The sequence below is a fragment of the Pseudomonas sp. TREG-RG-20F-10-E-6-01 genome (assembly GCF_022662455.1).
Taxonomy (GTDB): Bacteria; Pseudomonadota; Gammaproteobacteria; order Pseudomonadales; family Pseudomonadaceae; genus Aquipseudomonas.
On the sequence record NZ_JAKNQP010000006.1, the window covers coordinates 121356 to 138183 of the forward strand.

At 61.9% G+C, this 16828-nt stretch carries 16 protein-coding genes; 6 read left to right on the forward strand and 10 right to left on the reverse strand.

The genetic code is table 11. The features are described 5' to 3' along the window. Positions 1-2: 2 nt before the first annotated feature. Positions 3-1238 (reverse strand): 3-methyl-2-oxobutanoate dehydrogenase (2-methylpropanoyl-transferring) subunit alpha, encoded by a 1236-nt coding sequence (locus L8K08_RS18640; protein WP_242199293.1) that lies wholly within the window; start codon positions 1236-1238, stop codon positions 3-5. Positions 1239-1433: 195 nt separating this feature from the next. Here L8K08_RS18640 and bkdR point away from each other — a divergent pair, with 195 nt between their 5' ends. After that, on the forward strand, positions 1434-1922 hold the full coding sequence (gene bkdR / locus L8K08_RS18645; RefSeq protein WP_078743488.1) for a Bkd operon transcriptional regulator BkdR: 489 nt from the start codon (positions 1434-1436) through the stop codon (positions 1920-1922). Between the two features lie 126 nt (positions 1923-2048). On the opposite strand, the gene L8K08_RS18650 is transcribed toward bkdR, so the two are convergent. Further along, positions 2049-2912, reverse strand: a complete 864-nt coding sequence (locus L8K08_RS18650) for an MBL fold metallo-hydrolase (RefSeq protein ID WP_242199294.1) — start codon at positions 2910-2912, stop codon at positions 2049-2051. A 110-nt stretch (positions 2913-3022) separates the two neighbouring features. On the opposite strand from L8K08_RS18650, the gene L8K08_RS18655 reads away from it, so the two are divergent. The 5 genes from L8K08_RS18655 to L8K08_RS18675 all read left to right on the forward strand — a co-directional run bounded on the left by L8K08_RS18655 (position 3023) and on the right by L8K08_RS18675 (position 8563). Beyond that, positions 3023-3358 carry a metalloregulator ArsR/SmtB family transcription factor gene (locus L8K08_RS18655; RefSeq protein ID WP_016974127.1) on the forward strand — a complete coding sequence of 112 codons (336 nt, stop codon included), beginning with the start codon at positions 3023-3025 and terminating at the stop codon, positions 3356-3358. Positions 3359-3408: 50 nt separating this feature from the next. Beyond that, positions 3409-4653: an FAD/NAD(P)-binding oxidoreductase gene (locus L8K08_RS18660; RefSeq protein ID WP_242199295.1), complete on the forward strand. Its 1245-nt coding sequence runs from the start codon at positions 3409-3411 to the stop codon at positions 4651-4653. Next, positions 4654-5460 carry a sulfite exporter TauE/SafE family protein gene (locus tag L8K08_RS18665; RefSeq protein ID WP_242199296.1) on the forward strand — a complete coding sequence of 269 codons (807 nt, stop codon included), beginning with the start codon at positions 4654-4656 and terminating at the stop codon, positions 5458-5460. Positions 5461-5774: 314 nt separating this feature from the next. Next, positions 5775-7421: an MFS transporter gene (locus L8K08_RS18670; protein WP_145163740.1), complete on the forward strand. Its 1647-nt coding sequence runs from the start codon at positions 5775-5777 to the stop codon at positions 7419-7421. Then, the gene (locus L8K08_RS18675) at positions 7418-8563 is read left to right on the forward strand and encodes an HlyD family secretion protein (RefSeq protein ID WP_242199297.1); all 1146 of its coding nucleotides are present in this window, start codon (positions 7418-7420) and stop codon (positions 8561-8563) included. The genes L8K08_RS18670 and L8K08_RS18675 overlap by 4 nt, the downstream gene beginning before the upstream one ends. Positions 8564-8629: 66 nt before the next feature. Here L8K08_RS18675 and L8K08_RS18680 read toward each other — a convergent pair whose 3' ends face one another. The 8 genes from L8K08_RS18680 to copD all read right to left on the reverse strand — a co-directional run bounded on the left by L8K08_RS18680 (position 8630) and on the right by copD (position 16825). Beyond that, positions 8630-9535 (reverse strand): aldose 1-epimerase, encoded by a 906-nt coding sequence (locus L8K08_RS18680; RefSeq protein WP_242199298.1) that lies wholly within the window; start codon positions 9533-9535, stop codon positions 8630-8632. Between the two features lie 94 nt (positions 9536-9629). After that, positions 9630-10910 (reverse strand): TRAP transporter large permease, encoded by a 1281-nt coding sequence (locus tag L8K08_RS18685; protein WP_242199300.1) that lies wholly within the window; start codon positions 10908-10910, stop codon positions 9630-9632. 1 nt (position 10911) lies between these two features. After that, positions 10912-11439: a TRAP transporter small permease gene (locus tag L8K08_RS18690; RefSeq protein ID WP_145163746.1), complete on the reverse strand. Its 528-nt coding sequence runs from the start codon at positions 11437-11439 to the stop codon at positions 10912-10914. 66 nt (positions 11440-11505) lie between these two features. Next, a complete protein-coding gene (locus L8K08_RS18695) occupies positions 11506-12468 on the reverse strand; it encodes a TRAP transporter substrate-binding protein (protein ID WP_242199301.1) in 963 nt (320 codons plus the stop codon). A gap of 51 nt (positions 12469-12519) precedes the next feature. Next, positions 12520-13395 carry an SMP-30/gluconolactonase/LRE family protein gene (locus L8K08_RS18700; RefSeq protein WP_242199302.1) on the reverse strand — a complete coding sequence of 292 codons (876 nt, stop codon included), beginning with the start codon at positions 13393-13395 and terminating at the stop codon, positions 12520-12522. Positions 13396-13421: 26 nt separating this feature from the next. Beyond that, a complete protein-coding gene (locus L8K08_RS18705) occupies positions 13422-14246 on the reverse strand; it encodes an NAD(P)-dependent oxidoreductase (RefSeq protein WP_145163752.1) in 825 nt (274 codons plus the stop codon). Positions 14247-14443: 197 nt separating this feature from the next. Further along, positions 14444-15706, reverse strand: a complete 1263-nt coding sequence (locus L8K08_RS18710) for an OprD family porin (RefSeq protein WP_242199303.1) — start codon at positions 15704-15706, stop codon at positions 14444-14446. Positions 15707-15967: 261 nt separating this feature from the next. Further along, on the reverse strand, positions 15968-16825 hold the full coding sequence (gene copD, locus L8K08_RS18715; protein ID WP_242199304.1) for a copper homeostasis membrane protein CopD: 858 nt from the start codon (positions 16823-16825) through the stop codon (positions 15968-15970). Positions 16826-16828 lie beyond the last annotated feature (3 nt).

Sequence of the window (16828 nt, forward strand, 5' to 3'; positions counted from 1 at the left end):
GGTCAGATCCCCAACGCTTGACGCTGGCGCTTCAAGTGCTCCGGCATCTCTTTATAAACGTCTTCGAACATGGTCGCGGCGCTTGGAATCTGGCCACCGGCCAGGGTGCCGTACTGTTCGGCTTCTTTTTGCGCCTTGACCACTTCGGCCTCAAGTTCGGCACTGACCGCCGCGTGCTCCTCTTCGGACCACTGGCCAATCTTGATCAGGTGCTGCTTGAGGCGGGCAATCGGGTCGCCCAGCGGGAAGTGGCTCCAGTCGTCGGCGGGACGGTATTTGGACGGATCATCGGAAGTCGAGTGCGGGCCGGCGCGGTAGGTAACCCACTCGATCAGCGTTGGCCCCAGGTTGCGGCGCGCACGCTCGGCCGCCCAGGCGGAGGCGGCGTACACCGCGATAAAGTCGTTGCCGTCCACGCGCAGGGAGGCGATACCGCAACCGACGCCGCGTCCGGCGAAGGTGGTGGCTTCACCGCCGGCGATGGCCTGGAAGGTGGAGATGGCCCACTGGTTGTTGACCACGTTGAGAATCACCGGCGCACGGTAGACGTGGGCAAAGGTGAGGGCGGTGTGGAAGTCGGATTCGGCGGTGGCGCCGTCGCCGATCCAGGCCGAGGCAATTTTGGTGTCGCCCTTGATCGCCGAGGCCATGCCCCAGCCCACACCTTGTACGAATTGGGTGGCGAGGTTGCCGGAAATAGTGAAAAAGCCTGCGTCCTTGACCGAGTACATGATGGGCAACTGGCGGCCCTTGAGCGGGTCGCGCTCGTTGGACAGCAGTTGGCAGATCAGGTCCACCAGCGGCACTTCGCGCGCCATCAGGATGCTTTGCTGGCGATAGGTGGGGAAGCACATGTCGTCGATGTTCAAGGCCAGGGCCTGAGCGCTGCCGATGGCTTCTTCGCCAAGGCTTTGCATGTAGAACGACATTTTTTTCTGGCGCTGGGCGACGACCATGCGGTTGTCGAAGATCCGCGTCTTGAGCATGGCGCGCATGCCTTTGCGCAGGATCTCGACGGGAACGCCTTCGGCCCACGGGCCAAGGGCCTGGCCCTGGTCGTCGAGCACGCGAATCAGGCCCTTGGCCAGGTCGGCGGTGTCGGCGGGTTCTACGTCGATGGCGGGTTTGCGCACCAGGCCGGCGTCGGTCAGACGCAGGTAGGTAAAGTCGGTCTTGCAGCCTGGGCGACCCGAGGGTTCGGGCACGTGCAGGCGCAGTGGTTCGTACTGCTGGGTCATGGCTTTCTACGCTCTATCTTGTGAATTTCTTGTAGTGGGCGCGCTAGCTGACAGTCCGTCTCCGGGTAGGAGAAATCTTGTCCTACAACAATCATAGGCGTGGCGTAGAAGAATATTTATCTCTGTTTCGTTGCGCTCGTGATCATTTGCGGATAAAAAAACTGCATAAACATAATAAACAGGTGATTTTGTCTCATGCGCAAACTGGACCGTACCGATATCGGCATTCTCAACGCCCTGCAGGAGAACGCGCGCATCACGAACGCCGACCTGGCCCGCTCGGTCAACCTGTCACCCACACCGTGTTTCAACCGGGTCAAGGCGATGGAAGAGTTGGGCCTGATTCGCGATCAGGTCACGCTGCTGGATGCCGATTTGCTTGGGCTGCACGTCAACGTGTTTATTCATGTGAGCCTGGAAAAGCAGAACGAGCTGGCGCTGCAGCAGTTCGAAGGCGCGATCTCGGACCGCCCGGAAGTGATGGAGTGTTACCTGATGGCCGGCGACCCGGACTACCTGATCCGCGTGCTGGTGCCGACGATCCAGTCGCTGGAGCGCTTCATGATGGACTTTCTGACCAAAGTGCCCGGCGTCGCGAATATCCGCTCAAGCTTTGCGCTCAAGCAAGTGCGCTACAAGACCGCGCTGCCTTTACCCGCCAATGGCATCAACCTCGGCACATAACCTCAGCCACGCCGCTGTAAAAGTGTGGGAGCTGGCTTGCCTGCGATAGCGGTGGGTCAGCTGACAAATGGGTGTCAGCAATACCGCCATCGCAGGCAAGCCAGCTCCCACAGGGGGTTCGCGTCCTTACAGTTGGTTGAGTGGGATCTTCAGATAAACCACCCCATTCTCTTCGGCCGGCGGCATATGCCCCGCCCGCACATTCACCTGGATCGCCGGCAGCAACAACGTCGGCATGCCCAACCCCGCATCACGTTTCGTACGCATCGCTACAAACGCCGCCTCATCCACCCCGTCATGCACATGAATATTGCCCGCGCGCTGCTCGGCCACCGTAGTCAGGCATTTCGCCTGCCGCCCCTCAGGCGGGTAGTCATGACAGACGTACAACTGGGTTTCAGGTGCAAATGCCAAGAGCTTGCGCATCGACCCATACAACTGCCGCGCATCGCCACCCGGGAAATCGCAGCGTGCCGTACCCACATCGGGCATGAACAGCGTGTCACCCACCAGAATCAAGCGGTCGTCGATCAAGTAGGCCATGTCCGCGGGGGTATGCCCGGGCACATGCAGCGCCTGCGCTTTCAGGTTGCCGATATGAAAGACTTCATCCGGCGCAAACAAATGGTCGAACTGCGAGCCATCGACGCGAAATTCCGGCTCCAGGTTGAACAGGTTCTTGAACACATCCTGGACCTTGCTGATCGACTGACCAATGGCGATCTTGCCGCCCAGCGTGCGGCGCAGGTACGGCGCGGCAGACAGGTGATCGGCATGCGCATGGGTTTCTAGCAGCCATTGCACCTGCAGGCCGTGCTCACGCACAAACGCGATGACTTTGTCGGCCTGGGCCGTGTCGGTGCGCCCGGACGCCGGGTCGTAATTGAGCACCGAGTCGACGATGGCACACGGGCCGCCGTCCGTTTCATGGATGACGTAGGTGAAGGTCGACGATGCCTCGTCCAGAAAAGCGTGAATCAACGCTGGCATGGCGGCTGTCCCTGTTGAGGAAGAAGAACGGTGAAGAAAAAAGTCGTTACAATCAGTTTACGTTTACACATAATGTTTTTAGCTTAAGTGACGTAAAGGACCCGAAGCAAATGGAATCTACTCTGAGTGAGGGCGAAGTCGCCCAGTTGCGCGCATCGGCGTCCAAGGCCTGCTCCTTGCTCAAGGCGTTGGCCAACGAGGACCGTTTGTTGATCCTGTGCCAGTTGACCCAGGGCGAGCGCAACGTGGGTGAACTGGAAGCGCTGACCGGCGTGCGCCAGCCCACGCTGTCTCAACAATTGGGCATCCTGCGTGACGAAGGGTTGGTCGCCACCCGTCGGGAAGGCAAATACATTTTCTACGGGCTGGCCAGCCATGAAGTGATTCAAGTGATGAAAACCCTGTCCGGGCTGTACTGCGGCGCGGTCATGAAAAGCTGGGCGTGACGCCATCCGGCAGCGACCCTTGTGTGCATGTAAAAGAAAGGCGATTGACCATGAATGACCAACACTGTGGCCCTACCATCAGTGGCGATATCGTAGTCATCGGCGGCGGTTCGGCGGGCATCGGCCTGCTGGCCAGCCTGCTCAAACGTGACCCGCACCTGAACATCACCCTGATCGAACCGAGCGAATTTCACTGCTACCAGCCGGCCTGGACCCTGGTGGGCGGCGGCGCCTACGACGTCAAAAAGACCCGGCGCTCACTCGCCGACGTACTGCCCAATGGCGTCACCTGGGTGCAGGCCGCGGTCACCGAACTGCTGCCCGAGGCGCAGACCCTGGTGCTCGACAGCGGCCAGCGCGTCACCTGGAACAACCTGATCGTGTGCCCCGGCCTGCGCCTGGCCTGGGAAAAGATCGAAGGCCTGCAAGACACCTTGGGCCAAAACGGCGTGACCTCCAATTACAGCTACGAGCACGCCGCCTACACCTGGCAACTGGTGCAGCAGCTCAAGGGCGGCAAGGCGATCTTTACCCAGCCGGCCATGCCGATCAAATGCGCGGGGGCGCCGCAAAAGGCGATGTACCTGTCCTGCGATCACTGGCTCAAACAAGGCCACCTGAAAAACATCGACGTCGAATTCGATCTCGCGGGCGCCGCGCTGTTTGGCGTCGCGACCTTTGTGCCGCCGTTGATGAAATACGTCGAAAAATACCGTGCGCGCCTGGCGTTCAACTCCAACCTGGTCAAGGTTGATGGCCCGGCACGCAAGGCCTGGTTCGAGGTAAAAGACGCGGCGGGCACGCTCACGGTTGAAGAGAAATCCTTCGACCTGTTGCACGTGGTCCCGCCGCAAGTCTCCCCGGACTTTATCCGCCAAAGCCCGCTGGCCGACGCCGCCGGCTGGTGTGAAGTGAACCCCCACAGCCTGCAACACCTGCGTTACCCACACGTCTTTGGCCTGGGCGATGTGTGCGGCACCACCAATGCCAAGACCGCTGCCGCTGTGCGCAAACAGATCGTGGTGGTCGCTGAAAACCTGCTGGCCCTGCGCAAACAGGCGCCGCTGCCGCTCAAGTACGACGGCTATGGTTCCTGCCCGCTGACGGTGGAGAAGGGCAAGGTGGTGCTGGCCGAGTTCGGCTACGGCGGCAAACTGCTGCCGACCTTCCCACTGGACCCGACCCGGGCGCGCCGTTCGATGTGGTTTCTCAAGGCCACGCTGCTGCCGTGGTTCTACTGGAACGGCATGCTCAAGGGCCGCGAGTGGCTGACCCGTCTGAGCAAGGTGGATTAAATGCTGCTGGCAAGCGTGTTGGGCATGTTGATGGGCCTGGTCATGGGCCTCACGGGCGCGGGCGGCGGCATCCTTGGGGTGCCGGCGCTGGTATTGGGGTTGGGCTTGACGATGACCCAGGCGGCGCCGGTGTCATTGCTCGCGGTGGGCGCGGCGGCGGCGGTCGGCGCAATCGACGGCTTGCGCCATGGTCTGGTGCGTTACCGCGCGGCCTTATTGATCGCCTTGCTCGGCGCAGTGTTTTCGCCCCTGGGTGTATTTTTCGCCCATCAACTGCCGGAGCCCGTGCTGATGGGGCTGTTCAGCGCATTGATGGTGCTGGTCGCCTGGCGCATGTTGCAGCGCGAAAAGGTCGAGGCCGGGCCCAGCGATCATGGCGCCGCATCGTGGGGCCAGAAGAACTGCATGCTTGATCAGCAGACAGGCCGCTTGGCCTGGACGGCCAAGTGCAGCGCCACGTTGGCCGCCCTCGGCGCGGTGACCGGTGCCGTGTCGGGTTTGCTCGGCGTGGGTGGCGGCTTTCTGATCGTGCCGGCGTTCAAGCAGCTCACCGATGTGCAAATGCGCGGCATCGTCGCCACCTCGTTGATGGTGATCAGCCTGATCTCGCTGATCGGCGTCGCGGGTGCGTTTCATGCTGGGGTGAGCATCGAGCCTGTGGGCTGGGTGTTTATCGGCGCGAGCATCGTCGGCATGCTGATTGGGCGGCGCCTGTGTTCGGTGATCAAGGCGCGCACCCTGCAAGTCGGCTTTGCCAGCCTGTGTGTGGTAGTGGCCGCCGGCATGCTGCTCAAGGCCGCGCTCTGACCTGAAGTTGAAACTGTCCAGAGACGCCACAATCCTGCGTGGCGAGCGGGCTTGCCCCGCGTTGGGCTGCGCAGCAGCCCCAGAAAGTCACCCCAGTTCTCAAAAAAATCGCGTCGTCAGCATCAAGGGCCGCTTCGCGCCCCTACGCGGGGCAAGCCCGCTCGCCACAACAAGCCTGCTTCCCACCGTTTTGAGCGTGCCCGTTCAAGCGTTCAATTGCTGCCCTGACATGGCAAGATGCACGTCTCTCAGGTTTACTACTCCCTGAGTAATGGATTCACCGACCTTGCACGTCGGCTTATCAAGGCCACCGAATGGACAAATACACCCCCCACACCTGGCAGCCCCACGAGCGACCGAGCCTGCCCGGCTCGCCGTCGACGCCGCTGCACTCCACGCCCAAGCGCTGGCTGTTTGCAATGGTCGGCGTGCTGGTGGCAATCACTGGTGGGCTGGGCAACGCGCTGGTGATCGCCAACCTGCAATACCTGCAAGGCGCCTTGGGCGCGACCACCGCTGAGATGGCCTGGCTGCCCGCCGCCTATGTGATGACCAACGTGTGCATGAACCTGCTGCTGGTGAAGTTTCGCCAGCAGTTCGGCCTGCGCGCGTTTACCGAAGTGTTTCTGGTGCTGTATGCGCTGGTCACCTTTGGCCACTTGTTCGTCAACGACCTCAGCTCCGCCATCGCGGTGCGGGCGGCTCACGGTATGGTGGGCGCGGCGCTGAGTTCGCTGGGTTTGTACTACATGATCCAGGCGTTCCCGGCCAAGTGGCGCATGAAAGCCCTGGTGCTCGGCCTGGGCACCGCACAGCTGGCACTGCCGCTGGCGCGGTTGTTTTCTGAAGACCTGCTGCAAATTGCCGAGTGGCGCGGGCTGTACCTGTTCGAACTGGGCATGGCGCTGATCTGCCTGGGTTGCGTCTTCCTGCTCAAACTGCCGCCGGGCGATCGCTTCAAGACCTTTGAAAAACTCGACTTCCTCACCTTCGGCATCCTCGCCACCGGCGTGGCGCTGCTGTGCGCGGTGCTGTCGCTGGGGCGTATCGACTGGTGGCTGGAAGCCCCGTGGATCGGCGTGGCGTCGGCCTGTTCCCTGGTGCTGATCATGGCCGGCCTGGCCATCGAGCATAACCGCACCAATCCGTTGCTGATGACCCGTTGGCTGGGCAGTGGGGTGATGATTCGCCTGGCCCTGGCCGTGGTATTGATTCGCATGGTGTTGTCGGAGCAATCCACTGGCGCCGTGGGCTTCATGCAAATGTTGAACATGAGCTACCAGCAGATGCACACGCTGTACGTGGTGATGTTGGCCGGGGCGATTGCCGGGCTGGTGGTCAGTGCGCTGACGATCAACCCGGCGCACTTGTTGATGCCCTTGATCATCTCCCTGGCGCTGATGGCCACCGGCTCGGTGATGGACAGCTTCTCAAGCAACCTGACCCGTCCACAGAACCTGTATATCAGCCAGTTCCTGCTAGGCTTTGGCGGCACCTTCTTTCTGGGGCCGACCATGGTACTGGGCACGCGCAACGTGCTGACCAACCCGCGCAACCTGGTGAGTTTTTCGGTGATGTTCGGCATCTGCCAGAACCTCGGCGGCCTGATAGGCGCAGCGTTGCTGGGCACTTTCCAGATCGTGCGCGAGAAGTATCACTCCAGCATGATCGTCGAACACCTGACCTTACTGGACCCGCGTGTGGCTGCGCGGGTGCAGAGCGGCGGTTCGGCGTATGGCGGTGTCATCGCCGACCCGCAATTGCGCAACCTGATGGGCATTCGCAGCCTGGCCACGGCGGCCACGCGTGAGGCGAATGTGATGGCCTACAACGATGTGTTCATGTTGATTGCGATCATCGCGATTCTCACCATGCTCTGGATCTTCATCCGCAGTCTGTGGCTGATGAGCACCACCAAGGCAGCAGCCCCTCCCGTTCAACCCAGCGGCGTTACTTCATGACCGAAACAACCACGACCACCACCAACGCCATCGCCTCCACCCCGGAAGGCACTGCTCCACCGGGAGCAACCGCAACTGAGCCACGCTCACTGCGGGTGCGCATCATCTCATCGTTGGGCTTTGCCGCGATTGCCATCGTCGGCGTGCTGATCGTGTTGTATGCCTGGCAATTGCCGCCCTTCAGCAGCGCCGTGGAGAGCACTGAAAACGCACTGGTGCGCGGCCAGGTGACGATTATCGGCCCGCAACTGAGCGGCTATGTGTATGAAGTGCCGGTGCAGGACTTCCAGTTCGTCAAGGCCGGCGACCTGCTGGTGCGCCTGGATGATCGCATCTACAAGCAGCGCCTCGACCAGGCGCTGGCGCAACTGGCGGTGCAGAAAGCCTCGTTGGCCAACGTGGTGCAGCAACGCAACAGCGCCGAAGCCACCATCAAGCTGCGCCAGGCCGCGCTGGTCGACAGCCAGGCCCAGGCGCGTAAAAGTACCGCTGACTTGCGCCGTAACGAGGAGCTGATCAGCGATGGCTCGGTGTCCAAGCGTGAACTGGACGTGACGCGCGCCGCCAACGCGCAGACCATCGCCGCCGTGGCCCAGGCCCAGGCCAGCCTGGAAATCGCCCGGCAGGACCTGCAAACCGTGATCGTCAACCGCGGTTCACTGGAGGCCGCCGTGGCCAGCGCCGACGCCGCAGTGGAGCTGGCGCGCATTGACCTGTCCAACACCCGCATCCTCGCGCCGCGTGACGGCCAGCTCGGGCAGATCGGCGTGCGCCTGGGCGCCTTCGTCAACTCCGGTGCGCAGTTGATGGCATTGGTGCCGCCCCAGCTGTGGGTGATCGCCAACATGAAAGAAACCCAGATGGACAATGTGCAGGTGGGCCAGCCGGTAACCTTCACGGTGGATGCGCTGAACCACCGCAAGTTTCACGGCACGGTGCAGCATATTTCCCCGGCGACCGGCTCGGAATTCAGCCTGTTGCAGGCGGACAACGCCACTGGCAACTTTGTGAAGATCGCCCAGCGCGTGCCGGTGCGGATCACCGTTGACCCGGGTCAGGCCGAGAGCGAGCGCCTGCGGCCGGGGTTATCGGTGGTGGTGAGTATCGACACGGCGGGGCGCCTGAAAAACACTCCGCCCTGACACAGCACAGATCACCCTGTGGACGCGGCCGCGCTCGCAAAAGCGCAGTGCCAGAAAAGCGCGTGGTTACCGACCCACCGCTTTCGCGAGCAAGCCCGCGTCCCCATGGGCACTGTATGTGAGGGTGAAATCGAGTTGGGTCGACTGGCCTTGCTCCAATAACCTCAGCCCCGGCCTGCCGGGCAGGTGATGCGCATTCACCGGATGGCTCACCGGCTCAATGCAAAAGAATGCCAACCCCGGCGGGCAATACAGCAGGAAGTAATCCGCCCCGGTCGCCCGGCATTCCAGGGTATAGCCCAACGCCGGCTGCTCGATCCGGCAATGCCCGTCCCACTGGCAGAACCCATTGTCCACCAGGCCTTCGGGCAGGGTGTTCAATGTACTGAAATCCCAGGCCTGCGGCACCGGCGCCAATCCTGTGGGCAGCTTTGAGGCATCGCTCATCCACACCTGCCCAGCCTTGGCCTGCAACCGCGTGCCCGGCGTACGCGGCAAGTAAGGGTGCAACCCCAAGCCATGCCACGCCGCCTGTTCGGCCAGATGCGTCACGCGCAACCCAATGCTCAGCTCACCGTCGCGCAAGGCAAAGCGCTGTTCGGCGCGATAAGCGAATGGTGTGTCGCACCGCAGCGCCAGCACCACTTCATCCGCCGCCTGACTGACCACGTGCCACGCCTGTTGCCAGGCCGAGCCGTGAATCGGCAACGGATCGGTCAGGCTGTTGGCTGTCAGCGCCAGCCAGCCGTCGGGGTTATCGAAACCGCCTTGGGCGATTCGGTTGGACCAGGGCGCCAACGGGTAGCACCCCAACTTGCCGGGTAAACCGGTATTTACCGCGTGCTCGTCACTGTGTCGCAACAACGGCTGCCCGGTGGCGCGCACTGTCCAATTGACGATGCTGCCACCCAGGGCCGGGGCCAGGGTGAGGTGGGTGAGTGGGTCGCTGAGCTCGATCAAGTCTGAAGGCATGGGTGTCCCGCCGCATGAATGAACCAACACAGAGGTGATTTGTGGACGCTGGCAAGCCTGCGCCCACAGTTGAACCTCGGCCTCGGAGAAAGGGTTACAGCACCAGGGCCGGCAGCCACAGCGACAGCGCCGGGATGTAGGTGACGGCCATCAGCACCAGAAACAGCACGCCATAAAACGGCAGCAGGGCCTTCACGGTTTTCTCGATGCTGACCTTGCCCACCGCCGCGCCGACAAACAGCACCGCGCCCACTGGCGGGGTAATCAGGCCGATGCCCAGGTTCACCAGCATGATCATGCCGAAGTGCACCGGGTCGACGCCGATGCCCAGAATCACCGGCAGCAGGATGGGCGTAAGGATGAGGATCAGCGGCGCCATGTCCATCACAGTGCCGAGCAACAACAGCATCATGTTGATGCACATCAGGATCACGTAGCGGTTGTCCGACAGGGTCAGGAACATCGTGGTGATCTTCGCCGGGATCTGCATCAGGGTCATGATGTAGCCGAAGCTGGCGGCGAAGGCGATCAGGATCATCACGATGGAGATGGTGCGCACCGTGCGGTGCATCAGCTTGGGCAGCTCGCGCCATTTGTAGTCGCGGTAAATGAACATGGTCACGAAAAACGCCCACAGCACGGCAATCGCGGCGGACTCGGTGGCGGTGAAAATGCCCGAGAGGATGCCGCCAAGAATGATCACCATCGCCATCAGGCCCCACAGCGCGTCGGCGCAGATTTTCAGCGCCTGCTTGAGCGGGATGACTTCACCTTTGGGGTAGTCGCGTTTCTTCGCGAAGATCAGGCACAGCACCATCAGGCACGCGCTCATCAGCAGGCCCGGGACCACGCCGGCCATGAACAGCGAAGCGATCGACACCGTGCCGCCGGCCGCCAGGGAATAGAGCACCGAGTTGTGGCTGGGCGGGGTCAGCAGCGCCTGCACCGAGCCGCTGATGGTCACTGCCGTGGCGAACTCCCTGGGGTATCCGCGCCGTTCCATTTCCGGAATCAGCACCGACCCGACCGAGGCGGTGTCTGCCACTGATGAGCCGGAAATGGCGCCGAAAAACGTCGAGGCCATGATGTTGACCAACGACAGGCCGCCGCGCACAAAGCCCACCAGCACGCCGGCAAACGCCACCAGCCGGCGCGACATGCCGCCTTCGGCCATGATCGCCCCGGCGAGCACGAAGAACGGAATCGCCATCAGCGAAAACTTGTTCACCCCGCCGGCCACCTGAATCATCAAGGCCTGGAACGGAATGTCGATCCACCACGCGCCGATCAGCGCCGACAGCCCCAGGGCGTAAGCGACCGGCATGCCGATCAGGATCAACGCGATAAAGCTGCCCAACAGAATCAATGCGTCCATGTCAGGCAGCCCCTTCGCTTTCTTCAACCAGGTCAAAGCGCACCACGCGTCGGTGGCTCTGGTCGCCGAGCAGGAGTTTCTCCAGCACGAACACCAGAGTCAGCAAGCCGCCAATCGGGATCGGCATATAGGTGATGCCCACGCGCAGCGTGGGGATGGCGCTCATGAACTGGTTCCAGGTGGACAGGCATAACTTGCTGCCCCAAATGGTCATGAACAGGCAGATGGTCGCCATCAACAGTTGCGAGACGATGCCGACGAGTTGGCGTTGGCGCGGCGGCAGGCGGTCGGTGATCATGGCCACCGACATATGCGCCCCGGCGCGGTAGCTGGCGGCGGCGCCGATAAAGGTAAACACCAGCATCAGCAGGATGGCGCTGGGCTCTGGCCAGCTTGCGCCTGTGCCGAGAATGTAGCGGGCGAAAATGCCCCAGGGGATGATCAGCGCGACGCCTAATACCGAGAGGCCGGCGACCCAGATGCAGGTCATGTAGAGGCGGTCGTTGAAGCGCAGCAGTCGATTCTTCATGGCGTTCACCGTAACCGGGCACGTCAGTGCGGACCGCGCCGGGCCTAGCTAAGAGGAGGAGGGGGCTTACTCGACGGCGTCGATGCGCTCGATGATGTCGGCGTAAGCTGCGCCGTACTTCGCGCGAACGGGCGCGGTGGCCTCATAGAAGGGCTTTTTGTCGACGGTGATGAACTCGACGCCGGCGGCCTTGAGCTTGGTTTCGCTGCTGGCGGACTTGGCGTCCCACAGCACGCGCTCATCGGCCTGGGCAACCTTGGCGGCGTTTTTCACCATGTCCTGTTGCGCGGGGGTGAGTTTGTTCCAGGTGATTTTCGACATCACGATGGGTTCGGGCAGGATCAGGTGTTCGGTGAGGGTGTAGAACTTGGCGTTCTGGAAGTGGTTGTGCTCCAGCAGGGTTGGCGGGTTGTTTTCCGCGCCGTCAATCACGCCGGTCTGCAATGCGCTGAAAATCTCGCCGGTGTCCATGGCAATGCCGTTGGCGCCCATTTCATTGAAGGCGTCGATAAACAGCGGGTTGCCTTGCACGCGAATCTTCATGCCCTTGAGGTCTGCGATCGAACGCACCGGTTTCTTGGTGTAGATATTGCGCGTGCCGCCGTCCATCCAGGCCAAGGCTACCAGGCCGAATTCGGAGTCGGTGATCTTGGCGAGGATCTCGTCGCCGATCGGGCCATCAATGACCTTACGCATGTGCGCCTGGTCGCGGAACACGAACGGCAGGTTGAACACGTTCACGTCCGGCACCACCGGGCCGACGATGCCGAGGCTGACCCGGGTCATCTGGATCGCGCCGACCTGGGCCTGTTCGACGACTTCTTTTTCAGAGCCCAGGACGCCGCCTGGGAAGTACTTGAAGGTCAGTTCGCCGTTGCTTTGCTGGGTCAGGGCTTTGCCCATGTTCTCTTCAGCGACGACGGTGGGGTAGCCGGCGGGATGGATGTCGGCGAACTTGATTTCCAGCGCGTGGGCGGCGCTGCTGAGGGCAACGAGTGTGGCGGCGAGCAAGGTGCGTTTGAAGTCCATGGAATGTCACTCCTGTGTTGTTATTTTTGTATTCAAGGCACAGCAATGCAGCTAGAGGGTGAAGCGCGGTTCGGGCAGTCCTTGGACGCCGGGGTTGAGGGCGAATACGCCGCCGGACAGCGACTGTTCACTCTGGTCATCACGGATCGAGGTGACAAACAAGGTGTCCAGGCGGCTGCCGCCAAAGGCGCACATGGTGGGTTTTTTCACCGGCACGGCGAGGGAACGGTCCAGGCGACCGTCGGGGGTAAAGCGATGAATCAGCCCCGCGTCGTTGGCGCAGATCCAGTAGCAGCCGTCGGCGTCGACGGCCGCGCCGTCGGGGCGACCGAGAAACTGCTGCATGTCGACAAACACGCGACGATTGGAGGGCGTGCCGGTCTCGGTGTCGTAATCGAAGGCCCAGATCTGCTGCACCAGCGGGTGTGAGTCCGAGGCATACATCGTGCGGCCGTCCGGGCTGAACGCCAGGCCGTTGAGGGTGATAAAGCCGTCCAACTGGGCATGCGGCGCGGCGCCGCAGGCGTAACGGTAGAGCGTGCCCTGGGGCGCATTCAGGCCCATGTTCAACACCATGCTGCCGGCCCAGAAGCGACCCTGGCGGTCACAGCGGCCGTCGTTGAGGCGCATGTCGGGGCGCGGGTGCTCGACACTCGCCAGCGCGGTGGTGTCCAGGCTGCCGTCATTGTGTGGCGTGAGTTGGAAAAACCCGGTTTCCATGCCGGCGACCCAGTTGCCCGCCGTGGTGCGCGCAATGCAGGCGAGCATCTGCGGGGCTTTCCAGGCGGCACTGTGGCCGCTGGCAGCGCTCCAGCGCTGCAGGCCGCCGTTGGGGATGTCCACCCAGTACAGCGCGTTTTCCTCAGGCACCCACACCGGGCATTCGCCCACGGCATTGCGGGCGTCAACAATCAGTTCAGCAGTCATGGCAACTCATTCCCTTGGGTGTGCAGTCAGTCACCGAACGGCCCCGCCGCGCAGAAGGCGCCGCCCTGATAGACCTTGGCCGGGTCATCGGCGGCGACTGGTGGCTGGGTTTCGACTTGCGCGCGGAACACTTCGGAGCTGTCCTTGGGGGTGAAACCCAAGTGTGCGGCGTAGCGGTTGTCCCACCAGGTATCGAGGTTATCCGACATGCCGTAGACCACCGTGTGACCGACGTTCGGCGTGTACAGTGCGCGTTCGAGCAACTGAGTGAGGTCATCGAAGCTCAGCCAGGTGTGCATCATCCGGCGGTTTTGTGGTTCGGGGAACGAGGAGCCGATGCGGATGCTCACGGTCTCGATGCCGTAGCGGTCGAAGTAGAAACTTGCCATGTCTTCGCCATAGGACTTGGACAAACCGTAGTAACTGTCCGGACGGCGAGGCGAGCGGGCGTCAAGGGTTTCGCCTTGCTTGTAGAAGCCGATCACGTGGTTGGAGCTGGCGAAGATCACACGCTTCACACCGTGGCGGCGAGCGGCTTCGTAGATGTGGAACACGCCGCTGATATTGGCGCCGAGGACTTCTTCGAACGAGCGCTCCACTGAAACGCCCCCGAAGTGCAGGATGGCGTCGACGCCTTCCACCAGGTGGTGCACGGCTTGTTTATCGGCAAGGTCGCAGGGTTGCACTTCTTCGGATGCGTCGGCCGCCGGCGCCATGTTGGCGATGTCCGACAGGCGCAGGACTTGGGCGTAAGGGCGCAGGCGTTCGCGCAAGACTTTGCCCAGGCCGCCGGCAGCACCGGTGAGCAACAGGCGGTTGAATGGAACAGGCGTGGTGGTAGAGGTGGTCATGAGGGTTCCATTGTTGTTGTAGGTTGTCGTATGACTTGCCAAAAGTATCGTTAGGTCGTCCCTGGCTTGTCAACGCCCTTGCTGACGAGTGCGATCAAACGTGGGAACTGGCTTGCCTGCGATAGCAGTCTGTCAGTTGACAGATGTTTTGCTGATACACCGCTATCGCAGGCAAGCCAGCTCCCACATTCATCGCCTTACAGCAGCGAAATCGGATAGCTGATAAAAATCCGATTCTCATCGAATTCATTGTTGCTGAAGTCCCGACGCAGGGTCGAGTTCCTCCACCGCACGTTCAAGTCCCTCAGTGCGCCGCTCTGCACGGTGTAGGCCAGTTCCGATTCGCGCCCCCATTCCTTGCCGTCGGTGATCGCCCCGGTGTGCACATTACTGCCGCTGATATAGCGGTTCATCATGGTCAGCCCCGGAATGCCGAGCACCACAAAGTTGAAGTCATGGCGCACCTGCCAGGATTTTTCCTTGGCGTTATCGTAGCTGGCGTTGTAACTGTCGTTGGCGAGCGTGCCGCCGCTGGTGCCGTTGACCCGCATCCACAGGCTGTCACCGGTGAGTTTTTGCAGGCCGACATAAAACGTGTTGCCGTTGTAGCGCGCCGAGAGCAGGGCGGACACGGTCTTGTTGTCGAGGTCGCCGGCCAGGGCGCTGCCGTCTTCCTTGCCGGTGAAATAACCGAGGTTGGCGCCCAGGGTCCAGTTGCCTACCGGCTGGCTGTGGGTCAGGTTGAAATACTGCTGCTGGTAGATATCTGCCAGCTCGGCATACCAGACGCCCACCTGGGTGCGCTTGTCGTTGAAGCTGTACTCGCCGCCGCCAAAGTTGAAACGGTCGGAGGTGAACGCGGCCTTACCGTTCATGAACATGTCTTCCATGCTCGCGTCATTACGGGGGCTGTTACCGCGAAACTGCCCGCCGTAGAGCGTCAAGCCGGCAATTTCATTGGACGTGACCTGACCGCCGCGAAAGGTCTGGGGCAGCGAGCGGCCGTCGTCCGAACGCAGGATCGGCAGCACCGGCATCCATTCGCCGACTTTCAGTTCGGTCTTCGACAGTTTGGTTTTCAGGGCCACGCCCAGACGGCCGAAATTGTCAGCCGGCCGGCCGTCGCTGTGGATCGGCAGCAACTGAGTGCCCCCCGTGCCTTTGCCGCCATCGAGCTTTTGCGAATACAGGCCCAGCACGTCGAGCCCAAAGCCCACGGTGCCCTGGGTGAAGCCGGATTTGGCATCGAGGATGAAGTTTTGCGTCCATTCCTCGGCCTTGGCTTGCGGGTAAGTGGGGTTGGTGAAGTTGCGGTTGAAGTAGGCGTTGCGCAGGTTCAGCGAGGCTTTGGCGTCTTCGAGAAAACCATCGGCATGTGCGCTGAGGGGCAGGGTGAACGCCAGGCTGCCGAGACCGATAAGGCCGATACGCGAGGAGGAATTGCGGGCGAATTGACTCACAGAGAAGCTCCCTTTTTCTTTTGTTGTTTTTATTATTTGTTATACGTCGTCGTACAACATTGGGCGGAATATTTACGGGGTTTCCGTGGGGTGTCAAGCGGAAGTTGTACGATGACGTCGCGTGTGCCGATCAAAAGCGGGCACGGTCAATGTGGGCGCTGGCTTGCCTTCGATGCAAACGCCTCGGTGTATCAGGTACCCCGAGTGGATGCCACCGCAGGCAAGCCAGCGCCCACAGGGATTGCATTTCAAAAGCGATGTTCAGTTGGCCATGACCATCGGCGGCAGTGTGCCCAGCAGCGAAACGGCGGCTACAGCTGAAACACCCAGTAACCATTCCAGCATGACGCTGGCCTTCAAACTGCCCTGGCGTTCTTCGCAGCGCTCAATGCGCAACCGGTTCAGCAACGCCAGCGCCAACATGCCCAGCACCAGCAGCACTTTGATCAACAGAATCAGCGCGAACCCGTTGAACAGCGGTGTGGGCCACAGTTGCCCGGTCAGTGCGCGCACGTTGATCAAGCCCGTCACCAGCAACCCGGCGACCAGGCCATAACCCATGCCGCTGAAGCGTTTGAGGATCGGCTCCAGCGCATAGCCCTGCGGCTGCCTGAAGATCAGCACCAGCACGAGCAGCCCACCGAGCCAGGCGCCGACGCACACCAGGTGCACCACCTGGTTGAGGATCAGCAATTGCCCGCTCAAGCCATTGAGCATGGCGCCATGGCCGACCGGCGCCAGCGTTGCCAACAGCAGCGCAGTCAATGGCAGGCGCAGGGCCGGCCAGGGTTTGATCAGCGCGATCACCAGTAACAGGTTCAGCAACAGATGCCAGACCCACACCTGGCCGAAAAAGGTCTTGCCCAGCACCAACTGCACGGTGGCCGGTTGCAAGGCCGCGTCCCAGCTGCCGGCCATGCTGGCGGTGATCAGCAGCAGCCAGGCCACGCCAGAGCCCAGCCCCAGCCAGGCCAGCGCGCGGGTGATGCGCAGCAGTTGCCGGTCCAGCGCCGGCTGCGGTTCAGCGCCCAACAGCCAGGGCCTGAACACACAGGCCCCGAACATCAACAGCACGACGATGAAATGCAGGAAGCGGCACAGCACCAGCAGGGTCGCCATGGG

Bases quoted from the DNA above. Each gene is read 5' to 3' on its own strand.
- copD (WP_242199304.1), bottom strand. From the start codon at position 16,825: ATGGCGACCCTGCTGGTGCTGTGCCGCTTCCTGCATTTCATCGTCGTG.
- L8K08_RS18700 (WP_242199302.1), bottom strand. From the start codon at position 13,395: ATGACTGCTGAACTGATTGTTGACGCCCGCAATGCCGTGGGCGAATGC.
- L8K08_RS18690 (WP_145163746.1), bottom strand. From the start codon at position 11,439: ATGAAGAATCGACTGCTGCGCTTCAACGACCGCCTCTACATGACCTGC.
- L8K08_RS18655 (WP_016974127.1), top strand. From the start codon at position 3,023: ATGGAATCTACTCTGAGTGAGGGCGAAGTCGCCCAGTTGCGCGCATCG.
- bkdR (WP_078743488.1), top strand. From the start codon at position 1,434: ATGCGCAAACTGGACCGTACCGATATCGGCATTCTCAACGCCCTGCAG.
- L8K08_RS18675 (WP_242199297.1), top strand. From the start codon at position 7,418: ATGACCGAAACAACCACGACCACCACCAACGCCATCGCCTCCACCCCG.
- L8K08_RS18660 (WP_242199295.1), top strand. From the start codon at position 3,409: ATGAATGACCAACACTGTGGCCCTACCATCAGTGGCGATATCGTAGTC.
- L8K08_RS18695 (WP_242199301.1), bottom strand. From the start codon at position 12,468: ATGGACTTCAAACGCACCTTGCTCGCCGCCACACTCGTTGCCCTCAGC.
- L8K08_RS18680 (WP_242199298.1), bottom strand. From the start codon at position 9,535: ATGCCTTCAGACTTGATCGAGCTCAGCGACCCACTCACCCACCTCACC.
- L8K08_RS18650 (WP_242199294.1), bottom strand. From the start codon at position 2,912: ATGCCAGCGTTGATTCACGCTTTTCTGGACGAGGCATCGTCGACCTTC.
- L8K08_RS18665 (WP_242199296.1), top strand. From the start codon at position 4,654: ATGCTGCTGGCAAGCGTGTTGGGCATGTTGATGGGCCTGGTCATGGGC.
- L8K08_RS18685 (WP_242199300.1), bottom strand. From the start codon at position 10,910: ATGGACGCATTGATTCTGTTGGGCAGCTTTATCGCGTTGATCCTGATC.
- L8K08_RS18640 (WP_242199293.1), bottom strand. From the start codon at position 1,238: ATGACCCAGCAGTACGAACCACTGCGCCTGCACGTGCCCGAACCCTCG.
- L8K08_RS18670 (WP_145163740.1), top strand. From the start codon at position 5,775: ATGGACAAATACACCCCCCACACCTGGCAGCCCCACGAGCGACCGAGC.
- L8K08_RS18705 (WP_145163752.1), bottom strand. From the start codon at position 14,246: ATGACCACCTCTACCACCACGCCTGTTCCATTCAACCGCCTGTTGCTC.